Origin of the sequence: Vibrio sp. RE86 (assembly GCF_013114545.1) — a bacterium.
In the GTDB taxonomy this organism is placed as follows: domain Bacteria; phylum Pseudomonadota; class Gammaproteobacteria; order Enterobacterales; family Vibrionaceae; genus Vibrio.
This window is the reverse complement of the sequence record NZ_VTXI01000001.1, coordinates 275,741-302,077: the sequence shown is the minus strand read 5'-3', so window position 1 is coordinate 302,077 and position 26,337 is coordinate 275,741. Positions and strand designations below refer to the sequence as shown.

Sequence of the window (26,337 nt, the reverse complement as noted above, 5' to 3'; positions counted from 1 at the left end):
TTTTCCTTCAAAAGCGATCTAACGCAAATGGCGAAATATCCACCGACAGAGAGGTCTCACTTTGTAGCTGACAAATCAGGTCGGCTGTTACCGCAGCTTGAGTGAGTCCTAGGTGTTGATGACCAAACGCAAACAAAATTTTTCTATCCTTAGTTTGGTCGATAACAGGAAGTGAGTCAGGCAATGAAGGGCGATTTCCCATCCATTTCTCGCCAGATTTAACCAATGATATATCTTGTTTGAGTAGCCCCGCCGCCAACTCTTTGAGCATGGTTGCGCGCTTCATATTGGGTGGAGAAGTTAGCCCTGCATACTCAACTGTACCTGCCAAACGGAGCCCGCTTTCCATCGGCGTCATAATGAATTTTCGGTCTGCTGAACTGACAGCGAATGGAAGCGTGTTGGTAAGCTCAGGTAACATTAAGTGATAGCCTCGTTCGGCCTGAAGAGGGACGCGAATCCCAGTAATACGTTCGACAAGATGAGCCGATTCAGCCCCTGTTGCTATCACAGTCTTATCGAATGAGTAACAATCTTTCTCAGTCGCCACGATACTCTTTTCGCCATCAGTAGAAACCTCGACCACAGGTTCATGCACCCATTTATTTTTCAACTCACCTGCCAATAAATTACATATTTCATAAGGGTTTACTGTATGACCGGTCTCTGGGAAAAATACACCAACCTGTACGTTTTCAGACAGGTTAGGCAGTTTGGTTTGTATCGTCTCTTTTTCCCAAACCTGACAAGATACACCACGATTTCTTAGCTCCCTTAGCGTACTTCGATAGGAATCAAACAGAGACGTGTTCTCAAAGGTCAGCAGCGAACCTCGCATCGTAATCAGTTTCGTTAATCCGACCTCTTCAAGCAATGTAAACCAGCTTTCCATCGCCTTACCATTGAGCTCTGTTAGCGCCTGAGTCGCATGCTCGGTCGCTGATTTTCTGGCGTTCATTAAGAAGCGAAGCATCCACGGCATCGTCTTATGGACATCTTGATAACGGATAGAAACAGGGCTGTTTTTGGAGAGCAGCATTTTCGGTAACTGAGGTAAGAGCGTTGGCGTCGCGAGTGGGAAAATTTGCTCTGTAGCAAAATGACCCGCATTGCCTTTCGAACACCCTTCGCCTGGCCCTTTCTTATCGAAAACCGTTACGTCATGACCTTGTAATTGCAGTTTAACAGCGATACACAAACCAATAATCCCGCCACCGATTACTGCTATTTTTTCTTTATTTGATGCTTTATTGCTCACCATTTATTTTGCTCCTTATCACGTTTCAAAAACAAAATTGTATAAAATATACTTAACATCACGATAACATTCAGCTCGACCACTTCAATTAATTTCGTATTCAAGGAGCGAGAAATGAGACAAGGAACTTTCTTTTGCATTGATGCTCACACTTGTGGCAATCCCGTTCGTTTAGTCACTGGTGGTGTTCCTCCATTAGAGGGAAAAACCATGAGTGACAAGCGTCAATACTTCATGCAGCACTATGATTGGATCCGCCAATCCTTGATGTTTGAGCCAAGGGGGCACGCCATGATGTCGGGCTCCGTCGTGTTACCCCCATGCAGTGATAACGCAGATGCATCGATCCTATTTATTGAGACCAGCGGGTGCCTGCCGATGTGTGGACACGGAACGATCGGCACCGTTACGTCAGCGCTGGAGCACCGTTTGATCACCCCCAAAGAGGAAGGTCGATTGATCCTTGATGTGCCCGCAGGCCAAATTGAAGTGCACTACCAACGTGACGGCGAGAAAGTGACATCGGTAAAGATATTTAATGTTCCAGCTTACTTAGCGCATCAAGACGTAACTGTAGAGGTAGAAGGACTGGGAGAGATCACCGTTGATGTCTCTTACGGTGGAAACTACTACGTCATTGTCGATCCACAAGAGAACTTTAAAGGGCTAGAACACTACTCTTCTGATGAGATCCTCATGTTTAGCCCACGAGTTCGCGAAGCCGTTTCCAAAGCCGTTGAGTGTGTTCACCCCGATGATCCAACCGTTTGTGGCGTCTCACACGTTCTTTGGACAGGGACGCCAACACAGCCAGAGTCCACCGCTAAAAACGCCGTATTCTATGGTGAAAAAGCACTTGATCGTTCACCTTGTGGCACCGGAACGAGCGCTCGAATGGCGCAGTGGTTCGCGAAAGGCAAACTGAAACAAGGCGAAGATTTTGTCCATGAAAGCATTATTGGCAGCCTATTTACCGGACGTATCGAAGGAGTCACAGAAGTAAACGGTCGTGCTGCAATACTGCCAAGTATTGAAGGTTGGGCGCAAGTCACAGGACACAACACCATTTGGGTTGACGACCAAGACCCATACGCACACGGATTTGAACTTAAATAATTAGCAACTAGGAAGCCACAATGAACCCAAACCTAACTTTTTCTGCTTTACTGCCAGATTCTCAACAACCACTGTCAGGCCAGTTTCCTGAGCACGATCAACAAGATGTCGATAAAGCGGTCAGTGCCGCGAATGAAATTGCCAAAGCCTATCGCCAAACTAAACCTTCAGTGCGTGCTCAGTTACTTCAGACCATTGCCGACTGTCTTGAAGAGTCAAGAGATGCCATTGTCGAGCGCGCAAACTTAGAATCCGCGCTTCCTTTAGCGAGACTTAATGGAGAACTAAGCCGCACAACGGCACAGCTGCGCCTGTTTTCTGATGTAGTAGAAGCAGGCCGATGGCAAGAGGCGATCCTTGACAGAGCAAACCCTCAACGCGAGCCGATCCCAAAACCCGATATTCGACGTCAAAATATCGCCCTTGGCCCTGTCGCCGTCTTTGGTGCGTCTAATTTTCCTCTCGCTTTTTCAACCGCAGGTGGGGATACCGCATCAGCACTAGCAGCAGGTTGCCCTGTGATAGTGAAAGGCCACCCAGCGCACCCTGGTACCAGTGACATTGTGGCTAAATGTATTGAGAAGGCTCTCGGTTCAATGAACCTTCCGCAAGCCATTTTTACGTTACTTCAAGGCACAAGCCATGAGCTAGGCCAAGCCGTGGTCACCCACCCTGCGATTAAAGCCGTGGGATTTACAGGATCCATCCATGGCGGACGCGCGCTGTTTGATCTTGCACAGCGCCGAGCTGAACCTATTCCGTTTTTTGGCGAACTTGGCGCGTCTAACCCGGTATTCATTCTTTCCAGCCGCCTAAAAAACAGTGCTCAGACTCTTGCAGAAGAGTACTTACTTTCCATGAATATGGGGTGTGGGCAATTTTGTACCAAACCTGCTGTGGTATTTGTTACCGAAAGTGAGGCAAGTATTCAGTTCCTAGCGGCGGTTCGCCAAGGAATCAAAGAGCAACAGGGACAAACCATGTTGACAGCAGGAATCAAGCAAAACTATTTGGCACAGAGCCAACAACGAGCGCAGCAGCAAGGAATCACTTACACCGCTTCAACCCCTGATGAAGGTGTACCCGCTATGCTCTTTGAAACGACCAGTGCCGAGTGGCGAAACAACCCACATTGGCAAGAGGAGATCTTTGGGCCTCAATCTATCGTGGTCGTTTGTGAAGATGACAATGAAATGATCTCCCTAAGTCAAAACCTTGCGGGGAGTTTAACGGCAACGATTCACGCAGATGCCCCTGATTACTCCCTAGCAAGCGCACTACTTGCCGAGCTTGAAGAGGTTGCTGGACGCATAGTGTTTAATGGTTGGCCGACGGGCGTTGAAGTCAGCTACGCTATGGTGCACGGTGGCCCCTACCCAGCTTCAACCATGCCTGCGAGTACATCGGTCGGCGCAGAAGCCATCAAGCGCTGGTTAAGACCGGTTGCCTATCAATCAATCCCTGAAGAGTTGTTACCTAGTGCGCTGAAAACTTCAAATCCACTGAGTGTTCGCCACGATATAAACGAGTAACGACACCAGTATCCAGCCGTGGTGGGTTGGTAGAACCCACCACACATCACTCTGCTGAACATATACGACCTCTGCGCGTCTCATTGACACAATGCTCATCATTGCCTAGTAATTAATAGGCAACCAGACTCTTATAAATTACGATTTTGCAATGTCAGGAGCACACAATGAAAAGCAATATTCAGTTTTACGAACCTGATGACGCCTACGGGTTTCTCTCTAACTTTTACCCTTCTCCAATCCTTATTGAGCATCAGTCGTGGGCCACCAGTGAGCACTATTACCAAGCACAAAAATTCATCCACCAGCCAGAGGTCTATCAAGCAATACAACAATGTGAGTCACCTGAACTCGCCTTCTCTCTCAGTCGTAAATACCAAAACCACGTTCGAACGGATTGGGCCAATGTCCAAATTGACGTGATGAGATTTATCGTTGAAGAAAAATTCAAACAAAACCCGTCGCTTGCTTTCCAGTTGATTGATACAGGCGATGCGAGCATTACCGAGCACTCACACAAAGATGCGTTCTGGGGTGATGGTGATGGTGATGACGGTAAAGGCCTCAACCACCTTGGCAATATTTTAATGACGCTCCGAGAAAAGCTCCAAGAGTGTGAACCTTATAATCTTGTGCAATTTGTTGATAAGGCTAAACTGCCCACGAAATGGGGCACATTTGAAATGTATGGCTTTATTGAGCAAGAAACAGGGAAAGAGCACCTGGCTCTGGTTTACGGCGACATCGCTTCGTCCAAAGCACCGTTAATCCGCCTTCACTCAGAGTGCTTAACAGGTGATGCCCTCTTTAGCACACGTTGTGATTGTGGTTTCCAGCTTGATCGAGCGCTGCAAAACATCATCAATGAGGGAGCGGGTGTCCTACTCTACTTGCGCCAAGAAGGGCGTGGTATCGGCTTGTTGAACAAGATACGAGCCTACCATTTGCAAGATGATGGTGCCGATACGGTAGAGGCGAATGAACGGCTAGGATTCCAAGCTGACATGAGGGATTATCGCTTTTGCAGAGGGATGCTTTCTTACTTAGGTATCGACACCGTTCGTTTAATGACCAACAACCCTCGTAAAGTCAAAGCGCTTGAGCAAGCAAACATTGATATTAAAGAGCGTGTTGCGCTGCAAGAAGGGTTAAACACCAATAACCAATTCTATTTAAAAACCAAAGCTGCAAAGTTAGGCCACATGTTTGATAACCAATTCATCAAGCAATGACACGTCGGCGCAATGGAATCACCGTCTGTTGACCTCCATTGCGCCTTTCCCCGTCGCGCGAGATCAGCTTACTCACGTTAACTCTTGACCCATCACTCAAAAACCATCGTTTTCGCTCTTTGATAGTCGCATTGCATGACTCAAATGGTATATTGGATAAAATAATCAAAAAGCCACACCGGAGACTGGGATGTCACAACAACCTGTTTTTAAAACTCGCACCCAACTAGTGGAAGAAGCCATTCGCGCTAAAATCCTTAAAGGGGAGTTAAAGACTGGTCAGCCACTGCGCCAAGACGCGCTGGCAAAAGAGTTTAATGTAAGCCGAATTCCTGTCCGCGAAGCACTAATGCAGCTTGAAGCTCAAGGGTTGGTGAGCTTCGAGGCCCATAAAGGCGCCACAGTAACTGAACTGTCGCCTGACAAAATCGACGAACTGTTTGAGCTACGTGCCGTGGTCGAGTGCCATATCCTAGAACGCGCCATTCAGAAAATGACGGATGAAGACCTCGCCAAAGCAAACGCGATCCGTGAGCGATTTGATGATGTCGTCAGCCGTGGCGATGAAGTCGAAGAGTGGAGTAACTACAACTACGAGCTTCACAAAGCACTGTACGCTCCTGCCGACATGCCAGAAACCATGGACGTCATCTATAACCTTAATACGAAGTGTGACCGCTACATTCGAATGCAATTGCTGTTCACTGAAGGGACAGTGAAAGCCGATAAAGAACACCAAGCACTGCTCGAAATGTGTCAAAACCGCGATATTGACGGTGCGAAGTACATGTTGAAAAAGCACATCCTTGAAGCAGGGGCTGCCATCCGAGATCTGCTTCTGGAGCGCCAAAACTAACAACGTTGAGTAATAACAATGCACATTGGACCTGAGTTTTTGCTTGCAGCGATTCGTCACAAAATCAAAGATGAGGGGCTTTGCTATAGCGCCCTCTCTGACAAAACAGGGATTCCCTTATCGACCATTAAGCGTCATTTACACAATCCGTCTTTGGGACTGGATAAGATCATGCTCTATAGCCAGCAGCTCAATACGGATCTCAAAGAGCTGTCTGAAATCGCGATTCAGATTCAACGTGATAATGAGCAGTTTTTATCGGATGAACAAAACGCGCTGTTTGTTGAACACCCTTATCTACTCGACTTTATCTATCTAGTGACCTCTTGTGATCACACACCAGAAGAGATCGCTCAAAAATACCAACTCTCCGATACCAGTGTGCGTTTCTATCTTCGTATCTCAGAGGTTCTTGGCTACATAGAAAATCTGGGTGATAAAGTCTATTACCGTTCTGGGCGTCGTTTTATCATGGAAGAAGGCACCGCGCTGGACACACTGTTTAAACGACGCTTCGAACAGGTTTCGATGGATGATCCAACCCTCTCGCAAGTGTGCCATGCGAGAGTCAGACTCACTCCTGAACAGAGATTGCAGCTCGAACAGGAGGTTGATCAAAAGATTGGTGAAATGCACGCCGCCAACTGCGCGAATGGTACAGGCGAACTGACCAATGTACTGTTTCGGAACGTGCCCGGACAACAGATCTTCTTCTCTGATGGGTTACCAGAAATTGATGGTGAGCTTCTAAAAACAGTGTCTGCGCGCTTCAGAAACCGATAATTTCATTTTTAAAAGCCGCTGTCATCGAGCAGCGGCTTTTAATGCTTCAGTTATTCAACCCGCCAAACTCGCTTACTTTCTTATGGCTCAAATCTATGTTCGAGTCATAAATCGTGAACTAAATATTAATTTTAGCGTCACCTATACGCAAATTTTCTACATTTCACTCGATATAGTTACTCGGAAAATTAAACCAATAAACATATACGAGTTAACTATGAACAAGAAAACAATCGCCCTTAGTATCTTACTCGGTTTAACGGCTGTTGGCTGTACAACAAGCAACATGGATGCACACTCTAAGTTCCGCGGTGAACAAGCGCTAGAAGCGGACCAATCGCAATGGTTCCGTGAACTACGTATGGAAGATTGGGAAAAAGTCGTACCAAAAGAAGAAATTCGCTCAGTGCTTGAACGCATTAACTCTGGCGGTGAGCTACGAGACTTTATCAACAACGATGAGCTGGGCAGCTGGACATACGAATTTACTAAAGCCGCTGACGCTTTGGCAGCATCCGCAACTGATTACGAGTCATTTCGTAAAGCCTCAATGATGTACCTGATCGCGTCATACCCGAATCACTTAACTCCTCAAGAGCACAATGCAATTGAGCGCTCTGTCGAGACATATGTTAAGGCTGAAGCATTCAGTAAGACAATTAACGTCGAGCGCGTAGAGATGCCGTTACCAGCAGGCGGCACAATTACTGGCCTGTTACACTTGCCAAAAGAGGCCAATAAGCCATCTGTTATTCTCTACACTGGTGGAGTCGATAAAGTACTGACTGAACACCGTGATTCTATCGATAGCTTATTGAAAGATGGCTATGCTGTCCTCACGTTTGATATCCCTGGTGGCGGGTTAAACAATCAAATCCACATAGAACTAGGAAAAGAAGACCAAGCTCACCAAGCTGCTTTAGCTTACGTTAAGTCTGACCAACGCCTTGATAGTAGCAACGTTGGGGCATTAAGTTCTTCTGGCGGAGGCGTTCCACTGATGATGTTTACCATAAATACGCCAGAGCTGAAAGCTGCCGTAGCACGTTGTGCGGTTGTAACTGACGTCCTGACCGACACTAGTGTTTTCTATGATGCACCACTCATGTCTGTGATGTCTTATGGTTACCGCGTAGGTGTTGAAGACGTGAGCGATTTAGGCTCTTATGGCAAGTGGACGGTCCCACTAGCGCTTAAAACACGCGGCTATAAAGAGAACGTTACAGAGGTGCCAATCCTTGCGATCAACACAAAAGATGACATGGTGAACCCACCTCAAGAGATGGAATATACAGCCGGACTATCAACTCATGGTGAAGTGGCTTACTTTGGCAACTCGGGCCACTGTCCAGATGGGGAAGCAGCAGAGCAAGCTATCACAGGTTTCTTTAATAAGTACATGTAAAGAAAGGCAGAATAACCAGGCCAGCAATCCCATTGCTGGCCTTTTACTATTTTGACAAGCAAGATATATATCCGCTACTGTCATTAGGGTCTGTTGACCTTTTGCGGTTAAATTTCACCCACATTCAATACCTTTATAAAACGCTGTGATCAAACAGCGGTTTCTCAATAATTATTGGTTAGATTTTATTCAGTCTCAAAAACTAAGACCACCCGTCTCTATATCTGCCACCTTGTTACAAACATGTTAAATACTGTTTGTTTGACCATTTTATACAATATACATTCATCTCATCCCCTACGTGAGATGACTGTTAGCGTATAGCCGTTCATAGCGTTAGCTCCCCCTTCCATTTCACCTTGGGGAACCACTCCGATAAGGAAATAACGAGGAAGCTATGAGAGCAAAAAAACTGATTGCATTGAGTGCAATTGCCGCCGCGTTTATGGCTGGCAATACCATCGCCAAGCCCTATCCAGCAGGCACTCCACTTGCAGAGAAGCAAGAGATCGTGCTGAACAACGGTGCCGAAGTCACATCCATTGACCCAGCTAAACAAGCCGCTGAACCTGCCTTTAACCTTGGCCGAGATCTGTTCGAAGGGTTAACAGTCCAAGACAAACAAGGTAAGACAATCCCCGGCATTGCACAAAGCTGGCAAGCCAATGACAACAACACCGTGTACACCTTCAATCTTCGTCAGTCCCAGTGGTCCAATGGCGATCCTCTGACTGCACACGACTTTGTCTACAGTTGGCAACGTTTGATAGACCCGCAAACCGCCTCTCCTTATGCTTGGTTTGCCGCCATCCCTGGGATCAAAAACTCAGCGAGCATTATGAAAGGCAAAGCCAACGCAGACACTTTAGGTGTTCGAGCCATTGATGATTACACGTTTGAAGTGACGCTTGAAAAACCGGTCCCTTTTTTCATCAAACTCTTGAGCCACCCAGTTCTTGCACCTGTTCATAAACCGACAATCGAAAAACATGGCAATGCTTGGACTCAGCCTGAGAATATCGTCACCAATGGCGCTTTCACGGTTTCTAATTGGAAAGTGAATGAAAAAATGGTGATGGAGAAAAATGAGAATTACTGGGATGCCGACAATGTCGTGCTGGAGAAGATCACTTGGTTACCCATTGGTGATGCCAACGTTGCTCTGAATCGCTATCTCGCGGGTGAAATAGACCAAGCACTGTCTATCCCTGCTGCGCAAAAAAACAAACTGTTAAAACAATACCCTGAGCAAGTTGCTGACACGAGCGCGTCATTAGGTTCGACGTTCTACTACCTCAATACTGAAAAAGGGCCAACGAAAGACTTGCGCGTGCGTCAGGCGCTCTCATACGCCATCGACCGCAATATCATTACTAAGGCGATTGCAAAAAATGGTGGTATCCCGATGTTTACCCTCGTTCCACCTCAAACGGATGGCTTTAAGACCCACACACCTGAGTTCGCAACTTGGAATCAAGCTGACCGCAACACCAAAGCAAAAGCACTGCTGAAAGACGCTGGTTACGGCGCAAGTAACCCTCTCAAGCTGACTTTCACAGTACCGACATTCTCTAAAGATGTGAAAATGGCCACCGCAATGGCCGGGATGTGGAAGAGCGTTCTAGGTGCTCAGATTGAAATCAAACAACTGGAACCTAAAGTGTTCTACGCACTAAAAGATCCGGGCAACATCAGCCGTGGTGGCTGGACAGCGGACTACAATGAAGCATCCACTTGGCTTGATATTTTTGTCTCTACAGGCGAGTACAACGACTCAAACTACAATAACCCCGAGTACGACCGCTTAATGTCTGAGTCGAAAAGCTTAAGCGATCCTTCTGCTGAGTATATCGCCGCTGAGAAATTGCTTATCGAAGACATGGCCATCATCCCGATGTACCGCAATGGTAACGACCAATACCTAATTAAAGCGCATGTTGGCGGTTACGAGCGCACCAATCCTGAATCTTCCTACTATCGCAAGAATGTTTACGTAAAAGCCCACTAATTGGGACGGTTTGCTCGCTCCTAGCGATATCCACTAGGGAGCGAGCTTTTTTCTAAGGAAAGGAAACATCATGCTGTTGTATATTCTTCGTCGCTTGCTTATCGCTGTGCCGACCTTGCTGTTTATCGCATTGGTCTCGTTCTGGCTGATGCACATTGCGCCCGGCGGCCCTTTTGATATGGAGCGACCAATGCCGGAGGTGGTACGTGCCAATATCGAAGCCAAGTTCCATCTCAACGACCCCTTTATTGTTCAGTTCTTTATTTATATTGGGAACTTTGTCCAAGGTGACTTAGGCCCGAGCTTCGTGTATCAGGACTTCAGCGTCACTGAATTGGTTTCTCAATCATGGCCTGTCTCTGCCGTTTTAGGCGTGATCTCTTTCTGTATTTCAGTGCCACTAGGAATGGTGCTCGGCACGGTTGCCGCGCTCAATCGCAACGGAAAGCTCGACTACTTTTTAATGTCACTTTCGATGACCGGAGTTGTTATCCCTGCTTTCGTTCTTGCCCCTGTTCTTGTCACTATTTTCTCGATTCACCTTGGCTGGCTACCAGCAGGCGGATGGGAAGGCGGACAAACAGCATTTCTCATATTGCCCGTACTTAGCCTTGCTATTGGGTCAGTGGCAAGTATCGCTCGTGTCATGCGCGGTGCAATGATCGAAACGCTCAATCAGCCATATATTCGCACAGCGAAAGCCAAAGGATTATCCACCAGCTACATCCTGTTTCATCACGCTCTAAGACCATCGCTCATCCCGATTATCGCCATGCTTGGCCCAAGCTTTGTTGCCGTGGTGACGGGATCGGTGATTATCGACATCTTCTTTAGCACTGGCGGCATGGGTCAGCACTTTGTTTCGGGCGCACTTAACCGAGATTACGGGCTCGTTATGGGCATTACCCTTATCGTCGCAGCCCTAACAATCTTCTTTAACTTGGTGGTCGATATTCTCTATACCGTCATCGACCCGCGCATTCGTGTTTAGGAGGTAACGAATGTTAACCAAACAAATTGATGCCAAGGAGCTGGCTGACCAAATGAGCTCCAATATCGAAGCCGTAGAAGGGCGAAGCTTATGGCAAGATGCTTGGGCACGCTTTCGTCGTAATCGAGCGGCAATGACGTCCGTTTATGTCTTGATGTTCATTGTACTGTGCATTGTTTTTGGCCCCCATTTAGCTGCATTTGGCCACGATGAAATCGACTGGAATGTGGTGGCGGATCCTTATGAGTTAGGTAAACCGTCCATCGCCTCAGGGCACTACTTTGGCACTGACGATTTAGGCCAAGATATCTTTGCCCGTACTATGCAAGGAGGCAGACTCTCGATCATGGTGGGATTTATGGGCGCACTCGTCGCGGTTGTTATTGGTACGGCTTGGGGCGCACTCTCTGGCTACTTGGGTGGCTTAGTTGATAGCACCATGATGCGAATCATCGAAGTACTCGACTCCGTGCCATTCATGTTCCTTGTGATTCTGTTCGTTACGCTTTTTGGCAACAACATCTACTTAATCTTCGTTGTGATTGGCATGGTCTCTTGGCTAGGCATTGCGCGTGTGGTTCGTGGTGTCACCTTCAGTATCAAAAAGCGTGAATTCATTGAAGCCGCACACTCAATTGGCGTCTCACGTTTAACCATTGTCCGCCGCCATGTATTACCCAACGTACTCGGCATCGTCATGGTCTATTCCTCACTCATGGTACCTGGGTTCATCATGTTTGAGTCCTTCTTGAGCTTTTTAGGATTGGGCGTTCAACCACCGGATACTAGCTGGGGTATTTTGATCGCAGAAGGAGCAAAAACCATTGACGTCGCCCTCTGGCAGTTGGTTTTTCCGTCGATTTTTCTTGTTGCAACGCTGTTTTGTTTCAACTTCATCGGTGACGGCTTGCGTGATGCGCTTGATCCAAAAGATCGCTAAGGAGCAGTGATGAGTATTTTATCTATCAACAACATGAATGTGCGCTTTCAAACGCCCGATGGCTTAGTGCAAGCGGTTAGCGACCTCTCTTACTCCGTCAACCAAGGTGAAACTCTTGGTATCGTTGGCGAATCAGGTTCAGGAAAAAGCCAATCGGTATTTGCTTTAATGGGCCTCACCGCAGACAACGGGGCCGTCAGTGGTGAAGCGAATTTCCATGGTGAAAACTTACTGACTATGACAAAGAAACAACTCAATCATATTCGCGCCGAGAAGATTGGCATGATCTTCCAAGATCCAATGACGTCACTCAATCCATTCATGAAAGTGGGTAAACAATTGGCTGAAGTGCTAATGATTCATAAAGGAATGTCAAAGAGCGAAGCACATCGTGAAACAATTGCGATGTTAGATGCTGTACGTATTCCATCGGCGGCCACTCGTATGGCGCAGTATCCACATGAAATGTCAGGCGGTATGCGCCAGCGCGTCATGATTGCTATGGCACTATTGTGTAAACCCGAACTTTTAATTGCAGATGAACCAACCACAGCGCTAGACGTAACGGTTCAAGCGCAGATCTTAACCTTGCTTCGTGAACTGCAAAGCGAATTCAATACAGCCATTTTATTGATTACCCACGATATGGGTGTTGTCGCGGAGATGTGTGAACGTGTTTTAGTAATGTATGGCGGCCGCAAGATGGAAGAGGCCGACACCGATTCAATTTTTGATTCACCGTCACACCCATACACGCAAGGGTTGCTTAAAGCGATTCCTTCTATTACCGAGGACATGCACCGATTGCCGACCATTCCTGGTAACCCTCCAAGTGCATTAATCCATAACAAGGGCTGCCCGTTTAAAGAGCGTTGCAGTGCTTATCGGCCAGAGTGCAGCGCCACTGTACCACCATTTCGGGCGCTTTCAGGGCGACAAGGGCTTGCTTGCCATGTTAATGCGCCAGCGTCTATCACCAACATTGCGCGTTCAGCCTAGGAGTTCGAATGAGTAAACCAGAAATACTGCTTTCAGCGCGCGACCTAAAAGTGCATTTCGCCCTGAATAAACACATCATGCCAAGTAAAAGAAAGGTCGTTAAAGCCGTTGATGGTATCGATCTCGATGTCTATCGCGGCGAAACTCTCGGCATAGTGGGCGAGTCTGGCTGCGGGAAATCAACACTTGCTCGTGGGTTATTACGTTTGATTGAGCCTACCGGTGGCGAGCTAACTTGGAAAGGCGAAGACATGCGTGGTTTTGGAAAGCATCAATTAGCCACACGCAGACGCGAATTTCAGATGGTGTTTCAAGATCCTTCGGCGTGCTTAAACCCTCGCCTGACTATTGCGGAATGTATCGCAGAGCCCTTACTCACTCATGAACCACACCTAACGCGCAAAGAAATCGAAGCCCGTGTTATCGCCATGATGGACAAAGTCGGGCTTTTGGCTAGCCAACGTAACCGCTACCCCCATGAGTTTTCTGGTGGGCAATGTCAGCGTGTTGGTATCGCCCGCGCACTCATTTTAAAGCCCGACTTGGTGGTGTGTGATGAGCCTGTTAGTGCTCTTGATGTCTCTATCCAAGCTCAGGTGATCAACCTTCTTGATGATCTTAAACAGGAAATGGGCTTAACCTTGGTGATGATTGCTCACGATCTCAGTGTCGTTCGTCATATTAGCGACCGTGTCATGGTGATGTACCTTGGCAAACCGATGGAAGTGGGTCGCTACGACAGAGTCTTCGATGACGCTCAGCACCCGTACACGAAAGCTTTACTCTCTGCGGTACCCATTGCCCACCCGACTTTGGCGCGTAATAGAAACATTCAATTGTTACCGGGGGATCTTCCCTCTCCGCTCAATCCACCAAGTGGTTGCGTGTTTAGGACTCGGTGCCCTAGCGCAACACAGCTTTGCGGAGAACAAAATCCAACAAGAAGTGGTCAGCATGACCACCATATTTTTTGCACACATACACTGCTAGGAAGCCAACAAAGATGACCTTAGATACAATTCCACAACGTCTCGCAGCACTGAGACAAGGTATGAACGACCACCAACTTGATGCGTACATCGTGACCAACAATGATCCCCATGCCAGTGAATATTCAGCCGACTATTGGCTCGCTCGACAGTGGATATCAGGCTTTACCGGTTCGGCAGGCGATGTGGTCGTCACGGCGCAAGGTGGCGGATTGTGGACGGACGGACGTTATTACATTCAAGCAGAGGAGCAGCTTACCGGCACAGGGTTAGACCTTTTTAAAGCGCGACTGCCAGAGACACCAAGCATCGCTCAGTGGCTTGCTTCTACGTTGCCAGAACAAAGTCGAGTCGGCATTGATGGCCGCAGTATTAGCCAACAATTTTTCCTAGAACTTCAATCGGCCTTTGCGAGCAAACAGATTCAAGTTGTGCTTGAGAAAGACTTAATCTCCCCGATTTGGCTGGATAGACCGGCGCGCCCAACCGCTCCCCTGTTTAATCACCCAATTGAAGTCGCTGGCGTTACGGCAATTGAGAAAGTACAGCAGATCAGACAGTATCTCGAAGAACAAGCCGCCGATGCTATTCTAATCAGCACGCTTGATGATGTTATGTGGACGCTCAATGTCCGCGGAGGAGATACTGATTACTGCCCAATCTCAGAAGGCTACCTTCTGATTGATCATCAAAACTGTCGCTTCTTCGTCGATGAACGAAAACTCAATGCACAAGTTCGCGCTCAACTGGACTCTGAAGCGGTTCACATCCATGACTATTCGCACCTTAATACAGCGTTAAACCTTATCAATCAAGGTGCAAAGCTCATCTATACCGCTAAAAACAGCGCTAGCCTACTGACTCACCAAGTTAAGGCTGATATTGAACTGATCGATAAACCTTGTCCTGTGACCTTGATGAAAGCGCAAAAGAATCCATCAGAGCTTGCCAGCCTAGAAGAGACACTCCGCCAAGATGGCGCAGCAGTCGTTAAGTTCATGAAGTGGCTAGACGAACAAGTGCCAAGTGGTAACGTCACTGAGCTCAATGCGGAAGCGACACTGATGAGTTATCGACAACAGATCGAAGGCTATATAGGAGATAGCTTCCGCACTATCGCAGGCTATGCTGAACATGGTGCTAAGATGCACTACGCGGCTAACGAGCAAAGCAACCACCCTGTAGGAGAGTCACACTTTTTCCTTGTCGATTCAGGAGGTCAGTACCCCGGCGGAACAACAGATATTACTCGTACTTTCCATTTTGGTACCCCTTCAGAAGCGGAAAAGCGTGACTACACATTGGTTTTGAAAGCAGTAATTAGATTAACCCAAACTCAGTTTATGAAAGGCTCGACTGGCGCTAATCTTGATATTATGGCCCGTGGTGTACTGTGGCAGCATGGCATTGATTACAAGTGCGGCACCGGTCATGGCGTCGGGATTTGTTTAAACGTTCATGAAGGACCGCAAAATTTCTCACAAAACCCAGCAGAGCGTGAATTACTGCCAGGCATGGTGATCACTAATGAGCCAGGCGTCTATCGTGAGGGCATTCACGGCGTTCGAATCGAAAACATAATGAAAGTCATCGAACGAGAAGAAAGCGAGTTTGGCACCTTTTATGGCTTCGAAACCATCACCCTTGCGCCCATTGCCACATCGATGATCAATAAAGAACTGCTTGAACAGAATGAAATCGAGTGGCTAAACGACTACCACCAACGCTGTTTTGAGCACCTCTCTGGCTACCTGTCAGAAGACGAAGTTGAGTGGCTAAAAACGGCGACGCAAGCGATTTAATCTCCTCATCTCCTTTTGTTGTGATTTACAACTTAAGTTTTGCCGGTCTTAGCACCGGCTTTTTTGTTTCCTGCAAATATCTTCTGCTCTTCTAAACTAAAAAGAAAAACAACGTCAACGACCCACACGCTAGGCCTATCGTTATTATGAAGGATCTTAAAGTATGGATGTTGATACTTACCAGTTCGCCTTACAAGTTTTCGTCATGGCTTGCAGTGCCTATTTCGTATCTAAACTCATTCTTGATCACATTCATTTTCCCGCTCTAACGGTCATCACCATTGTGGCTTCACTGCTGACCTTAATTCCCGTGGTCGGCTGGGTCTTAGCACTCGTTGCGTTTGTCTTGATCTTCCATGTTACGACCAAGGTTGCCGTTGAAGGGTGTATCCTTGTGGCCACTAGCGGAATGCTGCTAAGTTATTTTGCTTTAGAGGGATTAAACCGTTTCGCTGCTCTTTAACTCTAAACATTTCCAGTTCTAGACATAAGAAAGCCAGGGTAGTTTACATTGTAAATCACCCTGGCTTTTACTTACGGACTCTTTAAGTTATCTATCCTGATTGTGTTAGTTACGGCACGTTGGCGCATCAAAATCGACCGCTATTGCAACGTTTTCGAAGCTGCCCGACACTTTGAGGTAGCCCCAATAGTTAGCTTGTCCCCCTAATGTGATGCACTCTTGGGTTCCTGGGTTATCAGACCAGCCATGTAGATTCGAACCTTGCTCATTCGGCCAATCAAAGTTGCTGTATTCAAGCTTCAACTCACCTGAACCATTTCCCGCAGTGATTGCCATTGACGGATGCTGATTAACCCCTTCAATACTGAGCCAAACCGTGGATTGATTCGCGAGACACGCCGGTGTTGATGCCTCTAGGCGGCCGCCACTTATCTTCGCTTTAACAATACAATCATTTGGTAGACCACCATTTTCCGACGAGTCGGTGATTAGGATCAGCGTGCTTACCGAGTCGGAGTTGCCGTCGTTATCGGTTACTGTTAGGCGAACCGCGTAACTCCCGGCCTGGCTGAATTTGTGCGTCGGATTGGGCGTGGTGCTGGTCGTGCCATCACCGAACTCCCACAAGTATTGGGTGATTTGGCCGTCGGGGTCACTGCTCTCATCACTGCTGAAGGAAATGGTTTCATTAGTTTGTGCCTCGCTTACTGTTTGGATTATCGCAGTCGGTAATTCTGGATTTGGGGTTTGCCCATTGACTAATTCTTGTTGCCACTGTTCAAATTCACTTTGATATTGCACCGCCCATTGAGAGATGATCGCTTTGTACGCAGACCAGTTTCCGCCTCTTGTTTCCACCAGCATTTGGTTAACATCGTCCATATGACGCTCAAACATAAACCTTACGGCCAAATAGCCCCAGCGGTAGATTCTATCAACATCAAAACCATCGTAAGTCGTTTCGAAAATATCTGCGAGCGTGTAAGTAGAGCCATCTAAAATCGTTTCAAGAGCGCGCGGATTGTCGTTCTCATTCGCCACGTACTCAGCGACACCTTCGCTCCACCATACAACCTTTTCTGTCGGATGAGAGAAACCACCGTACATATCAAATCGGCCATCAAGATAGTGAACATACTCATGTTCTAGGTTCCAAACAAAATGATCAGCGTTTGCATAAGGCGCTTCATACGCAATGAAGTTAGGAATATTACCCAAAGTGGAAGGGTCTCCTTCTAGATACATGCCACCGTTATTGGTATCAATATCGAAAATCGGACCGCCGTACTTGCCGTAATCATCACTGGTATCGAAGATATTCACTTGCAGCTGCGTATTGAAATCATCGGCAACGGGTTGGTTACCTGTCTCTAAACGGGTATGGAAGTAGCCCTCTTCGTAGCCCATCTTCTTACAAGCAGCTTGATGCTGAGCTTCTGTCATGTTTTGCGACAAAATACGAATGGTAGGGCTGCAAGTATAAGTTTGAGAGAGCACCATGCTTTTAAGTTGTTGGTCAAAGTTACAAATACCGAACTCTGAGCAATCGACATAATAGGATGCGGTGTCAGCAGTCGCCAGCCAAACACTATCACCAAAACCGTACATCTCGTATTGGTCGAATACACTGCGCACTTGACGTTTCGCAATCGGTTCAATGTCTGTGTTCTTGTATTGCAGTAAACGACCCAACTCACGCCCTGCGTTCGAGGCCATGAACTCATCGCCTCGTCCAATGACACTTTGATTTGATGCAAAACGACCTAATGCCTCCACTAAGTCCGATTGACCACCAATTTTCGCCACAAATTCATCATTCCATTGGCCACCGAATAGAATCGTAAACACGCCGTTGACCGCGTTCCTCATGTACCATTGCTGCGCGTAGTCAGCGTTCCAGCGAGTGAGCCACTGAGTAACAACATCAAGGTATTCGTGTTGAAGTCCCGCACTATCCATCGCGATAATGACTTCACCAAGTACCTTGCCGTGTGAATCGCTATTTTCATAGAACGCCTCATTTCTCACGAAGGCATCAATGGCTTCTCGTACCGCCGGCTGTACCCAAGAGATAAAGCTGACTCGATCGTTAAAGAATTCAGCGTAGTATCCAGCCCTTAAAAAGAGGAATAACGCTTCTAAATCATCACTTCCTCCACCTTGATACGCTCTCGCTAAAGAGGCCGTATGCTTAGCAACGTTGTACATGTTGCCCGATTCAAACGCAGCTTCTTGAATACGGCTTTCAGCTGAAAACAGTTCATTAACACAATCACTGCCTTGCCCGGTGATCGCGTTGATCAAACTGGTACTGCTTGATGTCGAAAAGGCTTCAACGTCACACGGAACCTCGGCTTCCTCTGCTGCCATGGAAAACATCTGCAGACTAGGCTCAGGTTGGTGCGCCAATATTTGTGTGGGCGAGTATTCGTGTTTTTTCTGTTCAACACCATGGTGGTGCTCGTGAGAGGAAATTCTATCAACCACTTGAGGTCTAGGCTGACTCGCCGCGCTAACGTTCATTGCGACGATTGCGCCTGCCACTGCGACTGTTAATTTTTTAAGTTCCATCTTAACTCTTCTTTAGTCTATTTCACGGGATTCTCGTGACACACTGGGTTGTGTGTCATCTCAATCTAGACGGTCAAAATGCACTACTGAAACATTTTATTAACATTCATTTTCTGAGTATCATTTTGTAAGACGGCAGGATTCGATAACTAAGACCCTTTTTGATTTAAGCCAAGGCAATGCGCAATTTATGGAATAGAATACGCACATAAGTAAGGAGTTATCTATGAAGTTAATGGCGGACCGCACTGGCGAGCAGTTTCTGGAGATCAAGTCAGAACATGGGGATGTATTAGAGGTTCAGTTCATCTCAAACCAAGGCGAACCCAAAGGGAAGGTGTTTAAAGATTCGCTCAGTGGCTTGCTATTGGCAGGTTGGACACACAGAACCACATCAACGGCTATCGGGCTGCACCGTTTCAAGCAAGGCTATATGAATGATGCTCACGTTAGCTTTGCCCTCCACCAGCTTTACCCATTAGGCCGTAAAGTTCGCCTACCCAATGGAGACAAAGTTCGAATCGCCAGCTATGCCAATACTCATGCCGATGGCTACTACATGTTCGTTTGTGGCAACGATGAAAAAATCACACGTATGAAGATGAGCCCTGAGTGGGAGCTACTTCCATCAGAAAAGTTACTTGCCCTGCCCTATTACCCTGCGCCACGAACCCAAGCCGAACTTGATAATATTGACGAATTTGACCAATGGGCTGGCGGGTTTTAGTCGTAATAAAAAGCCCCGAGATACGGGGCTCTTTGGGTGTAACGAGAAGCGAGTTCTATGCTTTAAGTCGAGCGTACAGCACGTCTTTCAACTCTGATCGATCATGCTTCATCTGATGCATGTCATCATCGCTGATCGGTGAGTCTCTCAGCTCTAAGGTACGGATCTCTTTGTCCAATGCGTTATAAGTCTTCATCATACTTGCAAAAGCTTCATCCGTTTCAACCAGTGAGATGATCGCTTCTTTGTGTTCAGGAAATTCTTTAATCAGAGAGTGGTCTTCACCGAGCATAGCCATACCTTTTTATTCGTGAGTGAACTATAACCATAGCAAGAAAAGTGGTGCTTTTTTGTGCACACGCGCACTTCCTCACATTTGATTCGCTAGAAAGTCTTATTGTAGAACACGATATTTACGTTGATAATAATCCGAATGAAAGAATGACTTTCTTCAATTTATTGAGAATCCTTATGAATATCGAGCACCTTCGCCTTTTCGTCCGTATTGCGGCTACGCACAACATCAGCCAAGCAGGCCAAGAACTTGGTCTATCTCCTGCTGTGTCGAGTTCTCATATCAATAAGCTTGAATCTGCTCTTGGTGTTCGATTGATTCATCGCACGACTCGTAAAGTCTCATTAACTGAAGAAGGGCTGGCATTTTTACCCCATGCGGAAGAAGTGTTGGCCAGTATTGAAGCTGCGAGATCAGCCGTTGGCGTGGGGAGTTCTTCTCCATCTGGCACATTACGTATCACCGCCCCAGCGTCGTTTGGCCGAATGCACCTTATTCCCGCTCTAACAGGATTTTTAGAGCTCTACCCCGACCTCAATGTAGACTGCCGCTTATCGGATACCATCGTCGATATGGTCGAAGGCGGCTTCGATGTCGCAATCCGCAACGCAGAGTTAAAAGATTCTGGATTGGTTGCTCGTAAGTTGGCACCTGATAACCGTATCATTTGTGCATCGCCCGAATACTTAGCCAAGCACGGTGAACCTAAAACACCACAAGATCTCGCCGAGCATCACATCATTAATCTTTCCGGGATTGATCACTGGGCGTTTGATACCCCAAGCGGTGTCGTTAACATCAAGACAAAATGCCGCGTGAAAGTAGACAATGGTGAAGCAATCAGAGACGCCTGTGTCAGTGGTTTAGGGTTAACGATTAGCTCAACATGGTGCGCTTACAAACACATTCAGCGTGGTGAGCTTATTCCTGTATTAAGTGAGTTTCCACTCCATTCCGATACAGCAATTTGGGCCGTCTATCCAAGCTCTCGACTCATTGCGCCCAAAGTACGTGCGTTCATCGACTACTTTGCCGATTATTTTGGAAGCCCGACATATTGGGATCAGTAACGCCCGGGCTCGCCGGGCGCATCAATTTACCAAGAGAAAGTTTGAATAACGTTGTCAGCGGCCATTGGGTTTTGCTGGATCGCTTGATTAACGTTGTTCAAAAAGAACTGTCTTGAGTCGAGCAAAAAGCCTTTGTGTTGAATCAAATTATTGCCGTGATCACCCCAATAAAAAGTGTCGATATTGAGGTTTTCAAGCAAGTGCTTCTCTTCTTGGAGCACTTGCAGCTCAGTTGGCATAATAAATTCGCCTCGTTGTACTTCTTTTTCCAACTCTGTTCCCGGCTGTACCGCTAATGCCATTGGCGCAATTTGCTCTGGATTGAGCTTATTCAGCAAGGCCGTCGTGGCTTCAATATGTTCTTTTGAACGATCGCGCCCACCTAGACCGAAGATAAACGAGAGTAAAATCTCTATCCCCGCTTCTTTGGCCATTGCCATACCTTCGAGCGCTTGTTCTGCCGTCATGCGCTTTTTGATCTTCTCAAGCACCACTGGGTCACCCGATTCAAGACCGCAGTAAGCCATAGATAATCCTGCATCCACCAGCTCTTTAAGTTCAGTGGTGGTCTTGCGACGAAAATCATTTAAGCCACTATATAAAGAGATCTTCTTGCTCTCAGGAAAAGTGCTACGAAGCTTATCAAACACTTTAAGCAGATAGTCTGTTCTTGCCGCCATAACGTTACCATCAATCAAAAAGATCGACTCAACGTAAGGGTAGTAACGACGCGCTTGATCGATATCCTTGAATACATCTTCAATTGGACGAACCTTGAAACGTTTGTCATCAAACATGCTGCAAAAAGTACAGGTATTGATACTACAACCCAAAGTGACTTGAATTAGAATACTGTTCGCCTCAATCCATGGACGATAAACTTTACCCTCGTAGTTCATAGTGTTGACCTCGTTTATATGAATCCCGAATAGGCTCTCGCGATGTGTTCGGGTTATGAGCCGCGCTCAATCTGATTCCGGCAGTGTATCGCTTAATATTTTTTTGATAATTGAGTGATTGAAATAATCTGTATCAACGTAATCTATATAATCGTCAATCATCGTTATGGTGGACTATTTCAACATCTCGCCTTAATAGAGGTAACTAGTCGTCATATTATGGATTTATTGTTCCATAATGATTGGTGTTTTAAGTTAATGCTAAACAAGGTGCATTGCGCCATACTAGAGCCATCAGCAACGAAGAGGACAACACAATGCAAAAAGTTATTTTGATCACAGGCGCTACAGATGGTATCGGTTTTGAAACAGCAAAAGTGCTGGTTGAGCAAGGTCACCACGTATTAGTCCACGGTCGCAATCCAGCAAAACTTAAAGACGTCGAAGAGAAGCTTTCTGTACTAGGTAAAGTGTCTAGCTACGTTGCTGACTTATCTGACCTAGCCGAGGTCGATACTTTGGTTGAGGCGTTAAAGCGCGACTTTTCAAGCATTGATGTGCTGATTAACAACGCAGGTGTATTCGCAACTAATCAATCGACTACAAAAGATGGCTACGATGTTCGTTTTGTCGTGAACACCCTAGCACCTTACAAATTGACCAAAGCATTGCTACCGATGATCCCCGCTTCTGGCCGAGTTGTGAACCTCTCTTCCGCAGCGCAAGCGAGTGTTAATCTTGATGCGTTAAACGGGAAAAAAGCATTAGGCGATGGTGAAGCTTACGCACAAAGCAAGTTAGCGCTTACTATGTGGTCAAGACACTTAGGACTTGAGAATAAAGCACGAGGTCAAGTCATTGTCTCGGTGAATCCTAAGTCGTTCTTAGGCAGCAAAATGGTAAAAGAGGCTTATGGTGTGGCAGGGAACGACTTAAGTTTAGGTGCAGACATTTTAGTGCGAGCAAGCCTATCAGACGAATTCAATCAAGCCGCAGGTCTTTACTTTGACAATGATATGGAAATGTTTGCTGACCCACATCCAGATGCGCTAAACCAGGCTAAGGTTAACCAAGTGATCGAAGCGATGGATGCATTAATCTAACTCGCTAACAGACTTTGAACATAAAAACGTCCTCACTATCGAGGACGTTTTTTTATCTCTTCAGATGATTACTTCGTTGGGGGTGTTCCCTCTGCATTGGAAACGACGGCATCAATTTGGATCAGTGCGTCAGAAGCTATCTTCTCAACACCAATAACGGTTCTCGCAGGAAGCTGACCATTGAAGAAAGTCACGTACACCTCATCAACCATTTTCAGGTCAGCCATATTAGTAAGTTGAATGTTGATCTTCACCAAGTCATCCATTTCATGACCAATGCTCTCAACAATCGATTTAATGTGAGTAAGACACTGCTTCGCCTGCTCGCCCGTATTCCCTTCAACGAGCTGACCCGTTTGAGCATCGATTGGAAGCTGCGCTGAGATATGGTTGTAATGAGAGAACGCGACAGTTTGCGTTGATAGTACGCTGATCGGTGCTGAATCAGTGTTGTTCGCGCGGATCACAATGCCGTGTCTGTCTTCCACTTCTTGCGGCGGTGTGCCATCGCCATGAGAAATTACCGCATCAATTTGTACCAGTGCATTCATTGGTAGACCAGCAGCTTGAACAATCGTGCGCGCTGGAACATATGCGACACTGCGAGCGATTGCTGAGTCAGGGAAGAAGGTCATGTACACTTCATTCACTAATGCAATGTCAGCAAGATCTCTCACCTGAATACCCACTTTGACGATGTCATCAAACGGTACATCAATACTTTCTAGGACAGTCTTTAAGTTGCGTAGACATTGAGCGGTTTGAGCCTTCACTCCCCCCTCAACCAAAGCGCCTGTATTCGGGTCAACTGGCAACTGCGCCGATAGGTTGTTGTAGTGTGAAAAAGCCACTGAGTGCATCGATGTCGCGCTTTGGGTCACGCTATCGCAGTTTCTCGCCTGCTTAATCAAAGCGCATGGTTCTTGAGGCTCGGTACCTTCACCATTAGAGATTAAAGCATCAACTTGAATCAGAGCATCACTGTTTGGCAGCTCAGCCACAGCGGACACTGTTTTCGTTGGGAAGTAGTCAGTAAAGAACGTCGCCATTACTTCGTTCACCGCGTCTGCATCCTCAATGTTCTTAAGGAATACATTCACTTTAACCACATCATCCATCACGTGTTCAATGCTTTCTACGATAGACTTGATGTTGTCAAAACATTGCTTAGCTTGCGCTTTAATGTCACCTATTACCAACTCACCACTTGCAGGATCGAGCGGCAGTTGCGCCGAAATATTGTTGTAGTGAGAGAACGCAACGCTTTGCGTAGACAGTGCATTGATTGGCGCTTGGTCTGTATTTCGAGATAGCTTGATGATCTTACCGCTCATGATGATAGGTATCCTTATAATAGATGTGTAGGGTATTTTGATAGTTATTATTTAGGGCTTATCTTTCTAAGAGAACTGATGGTAATTCATGGGTATTTCCGCGAGTGTGATGCAATTCAAAATTCAATTTCACTAGAAACTTTGCACTCTTTGGATAATTAGTCAGGACAACATTAATTATCCAAGTTAACAAAGGCAGTACTCTCACAAAAAATGAATCGAGGAGTATTAATCCCTCAATAATGAATAGATAGCATTTAGGAAACCGTGTCTGTTTGCTGTGAAATGTTCAAATGTGATGGCGACTTCACAACATACTGAGTAAACGAGCCTTTCCCTAGCAACACGAGTGCTTTGATTCTCGTATTTAGTGAATATATTTTTATTAGAAATATTACAGACACAAAAAAGCCAACTTAAATTTGGCTATTTAAACAATCATTCTACATTCGCATTAAAGGCTTAACAAAAAGATTCGAATATAAAAACGCCCTTACTTAGACGGTGCTTTTTATTTCTTCACTTTATAGCAATTAGCAAAATCTGGAATATTCTGTTCCCAGATTGGCGGTGTTCCAATGTATTCCTGAACGGCAGTAATAAACTCTCGCACTAAAGCAGTCTGCTTTCGATGTGGATACAAAGCGTAGAGGGCTAGGCCTTGATTGCACAACAAGTGATCCGTCAATAATGGCTTTAAACCTAACTCTGAAATCGGTCGGTTAAGGTTAGAGGAAGCGATTGTCACGTAACCTAGCCCGTCTTTTGCCGACGCAAGTAAGGTTTGCACATCGTTAACCTTGCAGTTGCCTTTCATCTTATAGGCAATGGTTTTGTCGGATTCTGGCGTTTCACCTAAGCGCATGGTGTCTACCGTTAACGAGCGGTTGCTATAAACAACAGAAGGTAGTTTTACCAACTCCTCAGGTGTGGTCGGCTCACCGTAGCGCTCAAGAAAACGCCCAGATGCCAAAATGACTGGGCGAATGTCAGCGATCTTTTTCGCAATTAGGCTCGAATCATCCAATCGCCCTAATCGAAACGCCACATCAAAGTGATCTGAAATAATGTCGGAGCGTTTGTCATCCATCAGTAGCTCTATTTCAACATCTGGAAAACGCTGAATAAACTGAGTGATGACTGGCTGAAGGTGATTTTGCCCAACATGATATGGCGCCGTGATTCGAATACGACCTTTAGGCTGTGCATGGTAAGAGTCCGCAATTGACTGAACATGACTTAACGTGCCAACCAAGTTATGTGCTTGCTCTAAGATCTCTTCTCCTGCAGGGGTGAGCGAGAACGAGCGAGTGGAACGGTTAAGCAGCTGCACGCCTAACTCTGACTCTAGCTTTTTGATTTGCTTAGACAGGGATGAGTTGTCCATATCATGCAGCGCCGCCGCTTTGGTAAACGACCCTTGCTGCACCACATCAATAAAGAGAGATAACTGATTCACCAACGCCATAGTGTGCCTCTATTTTTGAGCTCTTTGCCATTGAACCAACCACTTATCTAAATGATTGGCGAACTGTTGACGATCGGCTTGGCTAAGGGGTGCGGGCCCACCCGTTTGGATGCCGCTGCTACGCATGGTTTCCATAAAGTCACGAATATTGAGACGAGATTTGATGTTCTCTTTAGTGAACATTTCACCACGCGAACTAAGAGCATGACCACCTTTGGTAATGATTTCATCGGCCAGTGGAATATCACTGGTGATCACTAAATCACCCGTTTCACAACGTTTTACGATTTCGTTGTCTGCCACATCGAAACCCGCTTGAACTTGCAGCATGGTCACTTTTGGTGATGCTGGTGTGCGAATGAATTGATTCGCTACTAAGGTAACTTCTACGCCTGTACGCTCTGAAGCACGAAACAAGATGTCTCGCACAACGACTGGACATGCATCCGCATCGACCCAAATTTTCATCAAACTATTTTTCCTTTATATAGGGACT

General features: G+C 46.5%; 23 protein-coding genes. 16 read left to right on the top strand and 7 right to left on the bottom strand.

The features are described from left to right. Positions 1-7 precede the first annotated feature (7 nt). Entirely contained in the window at positions 8-1,261 is a 1,254-nt protein-coding gene (locus F0231_RS01415; RefSeq protein WP_171757927.1) for an FAD-binding oxidoreductase, read from the bottom strand. Between the two features lie 111 nt (positions 1,262-1,372). On the opposite strand from F0231_RS01415, the gene F0231_RS01410 reads away from it, so the two are divergent. The 13 genes from F0231_RS01410 to F0231_RS01350 all read left to right on the top strand — a co-directional run bounded on the left by F0231_RS01410 (position 1,373) and on the right by F0231_RS01350 (position 16,374). Next, the gene (locus F0231_RS01410) at positions 1,373-2,374 is read left to right on the top strand and encodes a 4-hydroxyproline epimerase (RefSeq protein ID WP_171757926.1); all 1,002 of its coding nucleotides are present in this window, start codon (positions 1,373-1,375) and stop codon (positions 2,372-2,374) included. A 20-nt stretch (positions 2,375-2,394) separates the two neighbouring features. Further along, positions 2,395-3,906 (top strand): aldehyde dehydrogenase (NADP(+)), encoded by a 1,512-nt coding sequence (locus tag F0231_RS01405; protein WP_171757925.1) that lies wholly within the window; start codon positions 2,395-2,397, stop codon positions 3,904-3,906. 167 nt (positions 3,907-4,073) lie between these two features. After that, on the top strand, positions 4,074-5,138 hold the full coding sequence (gene ribA / locus F0231_RS01400; RefSeq protein ID WP_171757924.1) for a GTP cyclohydrolase II: 1,065 nt from the start codon (positions 4,074-4,076) through the stop codon (positions 5,136-5,138). 190 nt (positions 5,139-5,328) lie between these two features. Next, positions 5,329-5,994, top strand: a complete 666-nt coding sequence (locus F0231_RS01395; RefSeq protein WP_171757923.1) for a GntR family transcriptional regulator — start codon at positions 5,329-5,331, stop codon at positions 5,992-5,994. 18 nt (positions 5,995-6,012) lie between these two features. Further along, positions 6,013-6,777, top strand: a complete 765-nt coding sequence (locus F0231_RS01390; protein WP_171757922.1) for a transcriptional regulator — start codon at positions 6,013-6,015, stop codon at positions 6,775-6,777. A 217-nt stretch (positions 6,778-6,994) separates the two neighbouring features. Then, positions 6,995-8,182 carry an alpha/beta hydrolase gene (locus tag F0231_RS01385; protein WP_171757921.1) on the top strand — a complete coding sequence of 396 codons (1,188 nt, stop codon included), beginning with the start codon at positions 6,995-6,997 and terminating at the stop codon, positions 8,180-8,182. A gap of 397 nt (positions 8,183-8,579) precedes the next feature. Further along, positions 8,580-10,190 (top strand): peptide ABC transporter substrate-binding protein, encoded by a 1,611-nt coding sequence (locus tag F0231_RS01380; RefSeq protein WP_171757920.1) that lies wholly within the window; start codon positions 8,580-8,582, stop codon positions 10,188-10,190. Positions 10,191-10,260: 70 nt separating this feature from the next. Continuing rightward, positions 10,261-11,181 (top strand): oligopeptide ABC transporter permease OppB, encoded by a 921-nt coding sequence (gene oppB, locus F0231_RS01375; protein WP_171757919.1) that lies wholly within the window; start codon positions 10,261-10,263, stop codon positions 11,179-11,181. 10 nt (positions 11,182-11,191) lie between these two features. After that, complete coding sequence (locus F0231_RS01370; protein WP_171757918.1) at positions 11,192-12,121, top strand: ABC transporter permease subunit; 930 nt, start codon at positions 11,192-11,194, stop codon at positions 12,119-12,121. Between the two features lie 9 nt (positions 12,122-12,130). Further along, positions 12,131-13,120, top strand: coding sequence for an ABC transporter ATP-binding protein (locus tag F0231_RS01365; RefSeq protein WP_171757917.1), 990 nt, complete (start codon positions 12,131-12,133; stop codon positions 13,118-13,120). Between the two features lie 8 nt (positions 13,121-13,128). After that, the gene (locus tag F0231_RS01360) at positions 13,129-14,127 is read left to right on the top strand and encodes an ABC transporter ATP-binding protein (RefSeq protein ID WP_171757916.1); all 999 of its coding nucleotides are present in this window, start codon (positions 13,129-13,131) and stop codon (positions 14,125-14,127) included. Further along, the gene (locus F0231_RS01355; RefSeq protein WP_171757915.1) at positions 14,124-15,911 is read left to right on the top strand and encodes an aminopeptidase P family protein; all 1,788 of its coding nucleotides are present in this window, start codon (positions 14,124-14,126) and stop codon (positions 15,909-15,911) included. The genes F0231_RS01360 and F0231_RS01355 overlap by 4 nt, the downstream gene beginning before the upstream one ends. A gap of 163 nt (positions 15,912-16,074) precedes the next feature. Continuing rightward, positions 16,075-16,374, top strand: coding sequence for a hypothetical protein (locus F0231_RS01350; RefSeq protein WP_171757914.1), 300 nt, complete (start codon positions 16,075-16,077; stop codon positions 16,372-16,374). A 105-nt stretch (positions 16,375-16,479) separates the two neighbouring features. Here the strand turns inward: F0231_RS01350 and F0231_RS01345 are convergent, their stop codons facing one another. Beyond that, positions 16,480-18,945, bottom strand: a complete 2,466-nt coding sequence (locus F0231_RS01345; protein WP_171757913.1) for a collagenase — start codon at positions 18,943-18,945, stop codon at positions 16,480-16,482. A gap of 226 nt (positions 18,946-19,171) precedes the next feature. On the opposite strand from F0231_RS01345, the gene F0231_RS01340 reads away from it, so the two are divergent. After that, positions 19,172-19,672: a hypothetical protein gene (locus F0231_RS01340; protein WP_171757912.1), complete on the top strand. Its 501-nt coding sequence runs from the start codon at positions 19,172-19,174 to the stop codon at positions 19,670-19,672. 55 nt (positions 19,673-19,727) lie between these two features. Here the strand turns inward: F0231_RS01340 and F0231_RS01335 are convergent, their stop codons facing one another. After that, positions 19,728-19,964 carry a YdcH family protein gene (locus F0231_RS01335; protein WP_171757911.1) on the bottom strand — a complete coding sequence of 79 codons (237 nt, stop codon included), beginning with the start codon at positions 19,962-19,964 and terminating at the stop codon, positions 19,728-19,730. Positions 19,965-20,143: 179 nt separating this feature from the next. On the opposite strand from F0231_RS01335, the gene F0231_RS01330 reads away from it, so the two are divergent. Then, positions 20,144-21,037 (top strand): LysR family transcriptional regulator, encoded by an 894-nt coding sequence (locus F0231_RS01330; protein ID WP_171757910.1) that lies wholly within the window; start codon positions 20,144-20,146, stop codon positions 21,035-21,037. Positions 21,038-21,063: 26 nt separating this feature from the next. On the opposite strand, the gene F0231_RS01325 is transcribed toward F0231_RS01330, so the two are convergent. Further along, positions 21,064-21,936 carry a radical SAM protein gene (locus tag F0231_RS01325; RefSeq protein ID WP_171757909.1) on the bottom strand — a complete coding sequence of 291 codons (873 nt, stop codon included), beginning with the start codon at positions 21,934-21,936 and terminating at the stop codon, positions 21,064-21,066. Positions 21,937-22,253: 317 nt separating this feature from the next. Between F0231_RS01325 and F0231_RS01320 the strand changes: the two genes are divergently transcribed. Then, on the top strand, positions 22,254-23,039 hold the full coding sequence (locus F0231_RS01320; RefSeq protein WP_171757908.1) for an SDR family NAD(P)-dependent oxidoreductase: 786 nt from the start codon (positions 22,254-22,256) through the stop codon (positions 23,037-23,039). 68 nt (positions 23,040-23,107) lie between these two features. On the opposite strand, the gene F0231_RS01315 is transcribed toward F0231_RS01320, so the two are convergent. The 3 genes from F0231_RS01315 to F0231_RS01305 all read right to left on the bottom strand — a co-directional run bounded on the left by F0231_RS01315 (position 23,108) and on the right by F0231_RS01305 (position 26,309). Next, complete coding sequence (locus tag F0231_RS01315) at positions 23,108-24,373, bottom strand: RidA family protein (protein ID WP_171757907.1); 1,266 nt, start codon at positions 24,371-24,373, stop codon at positions 23,108-23,110. A 511-nt stretch (positions 24,374-24,884) separates the two neighbouring features. Beyond that, positions 24,885-25,841, bottom strand: a complete 957-nt coding sequence (locus F0231_RS01310) for a LysR family transcriptional regulator (RefSeq protein WP_171757906.1) — start codon at positions 25,839-25,841, stop codon at positions 24,885-24,887. A gap of 9 nt (positions 25,842-25,850) precedes the next feature. Beyond that, positions 25,851-26,309, bottom strand: coding sequence for a YaiI/YqxD family protein (locus F0231_RS01305; RefSeq protein WP_053439592.1), 459 nt, complete (start codon positions 26,307-26,309; stop codon positions 25,851-25,853). Positions 26,310-26,337 lie beyond the last annotated feature (28 nt).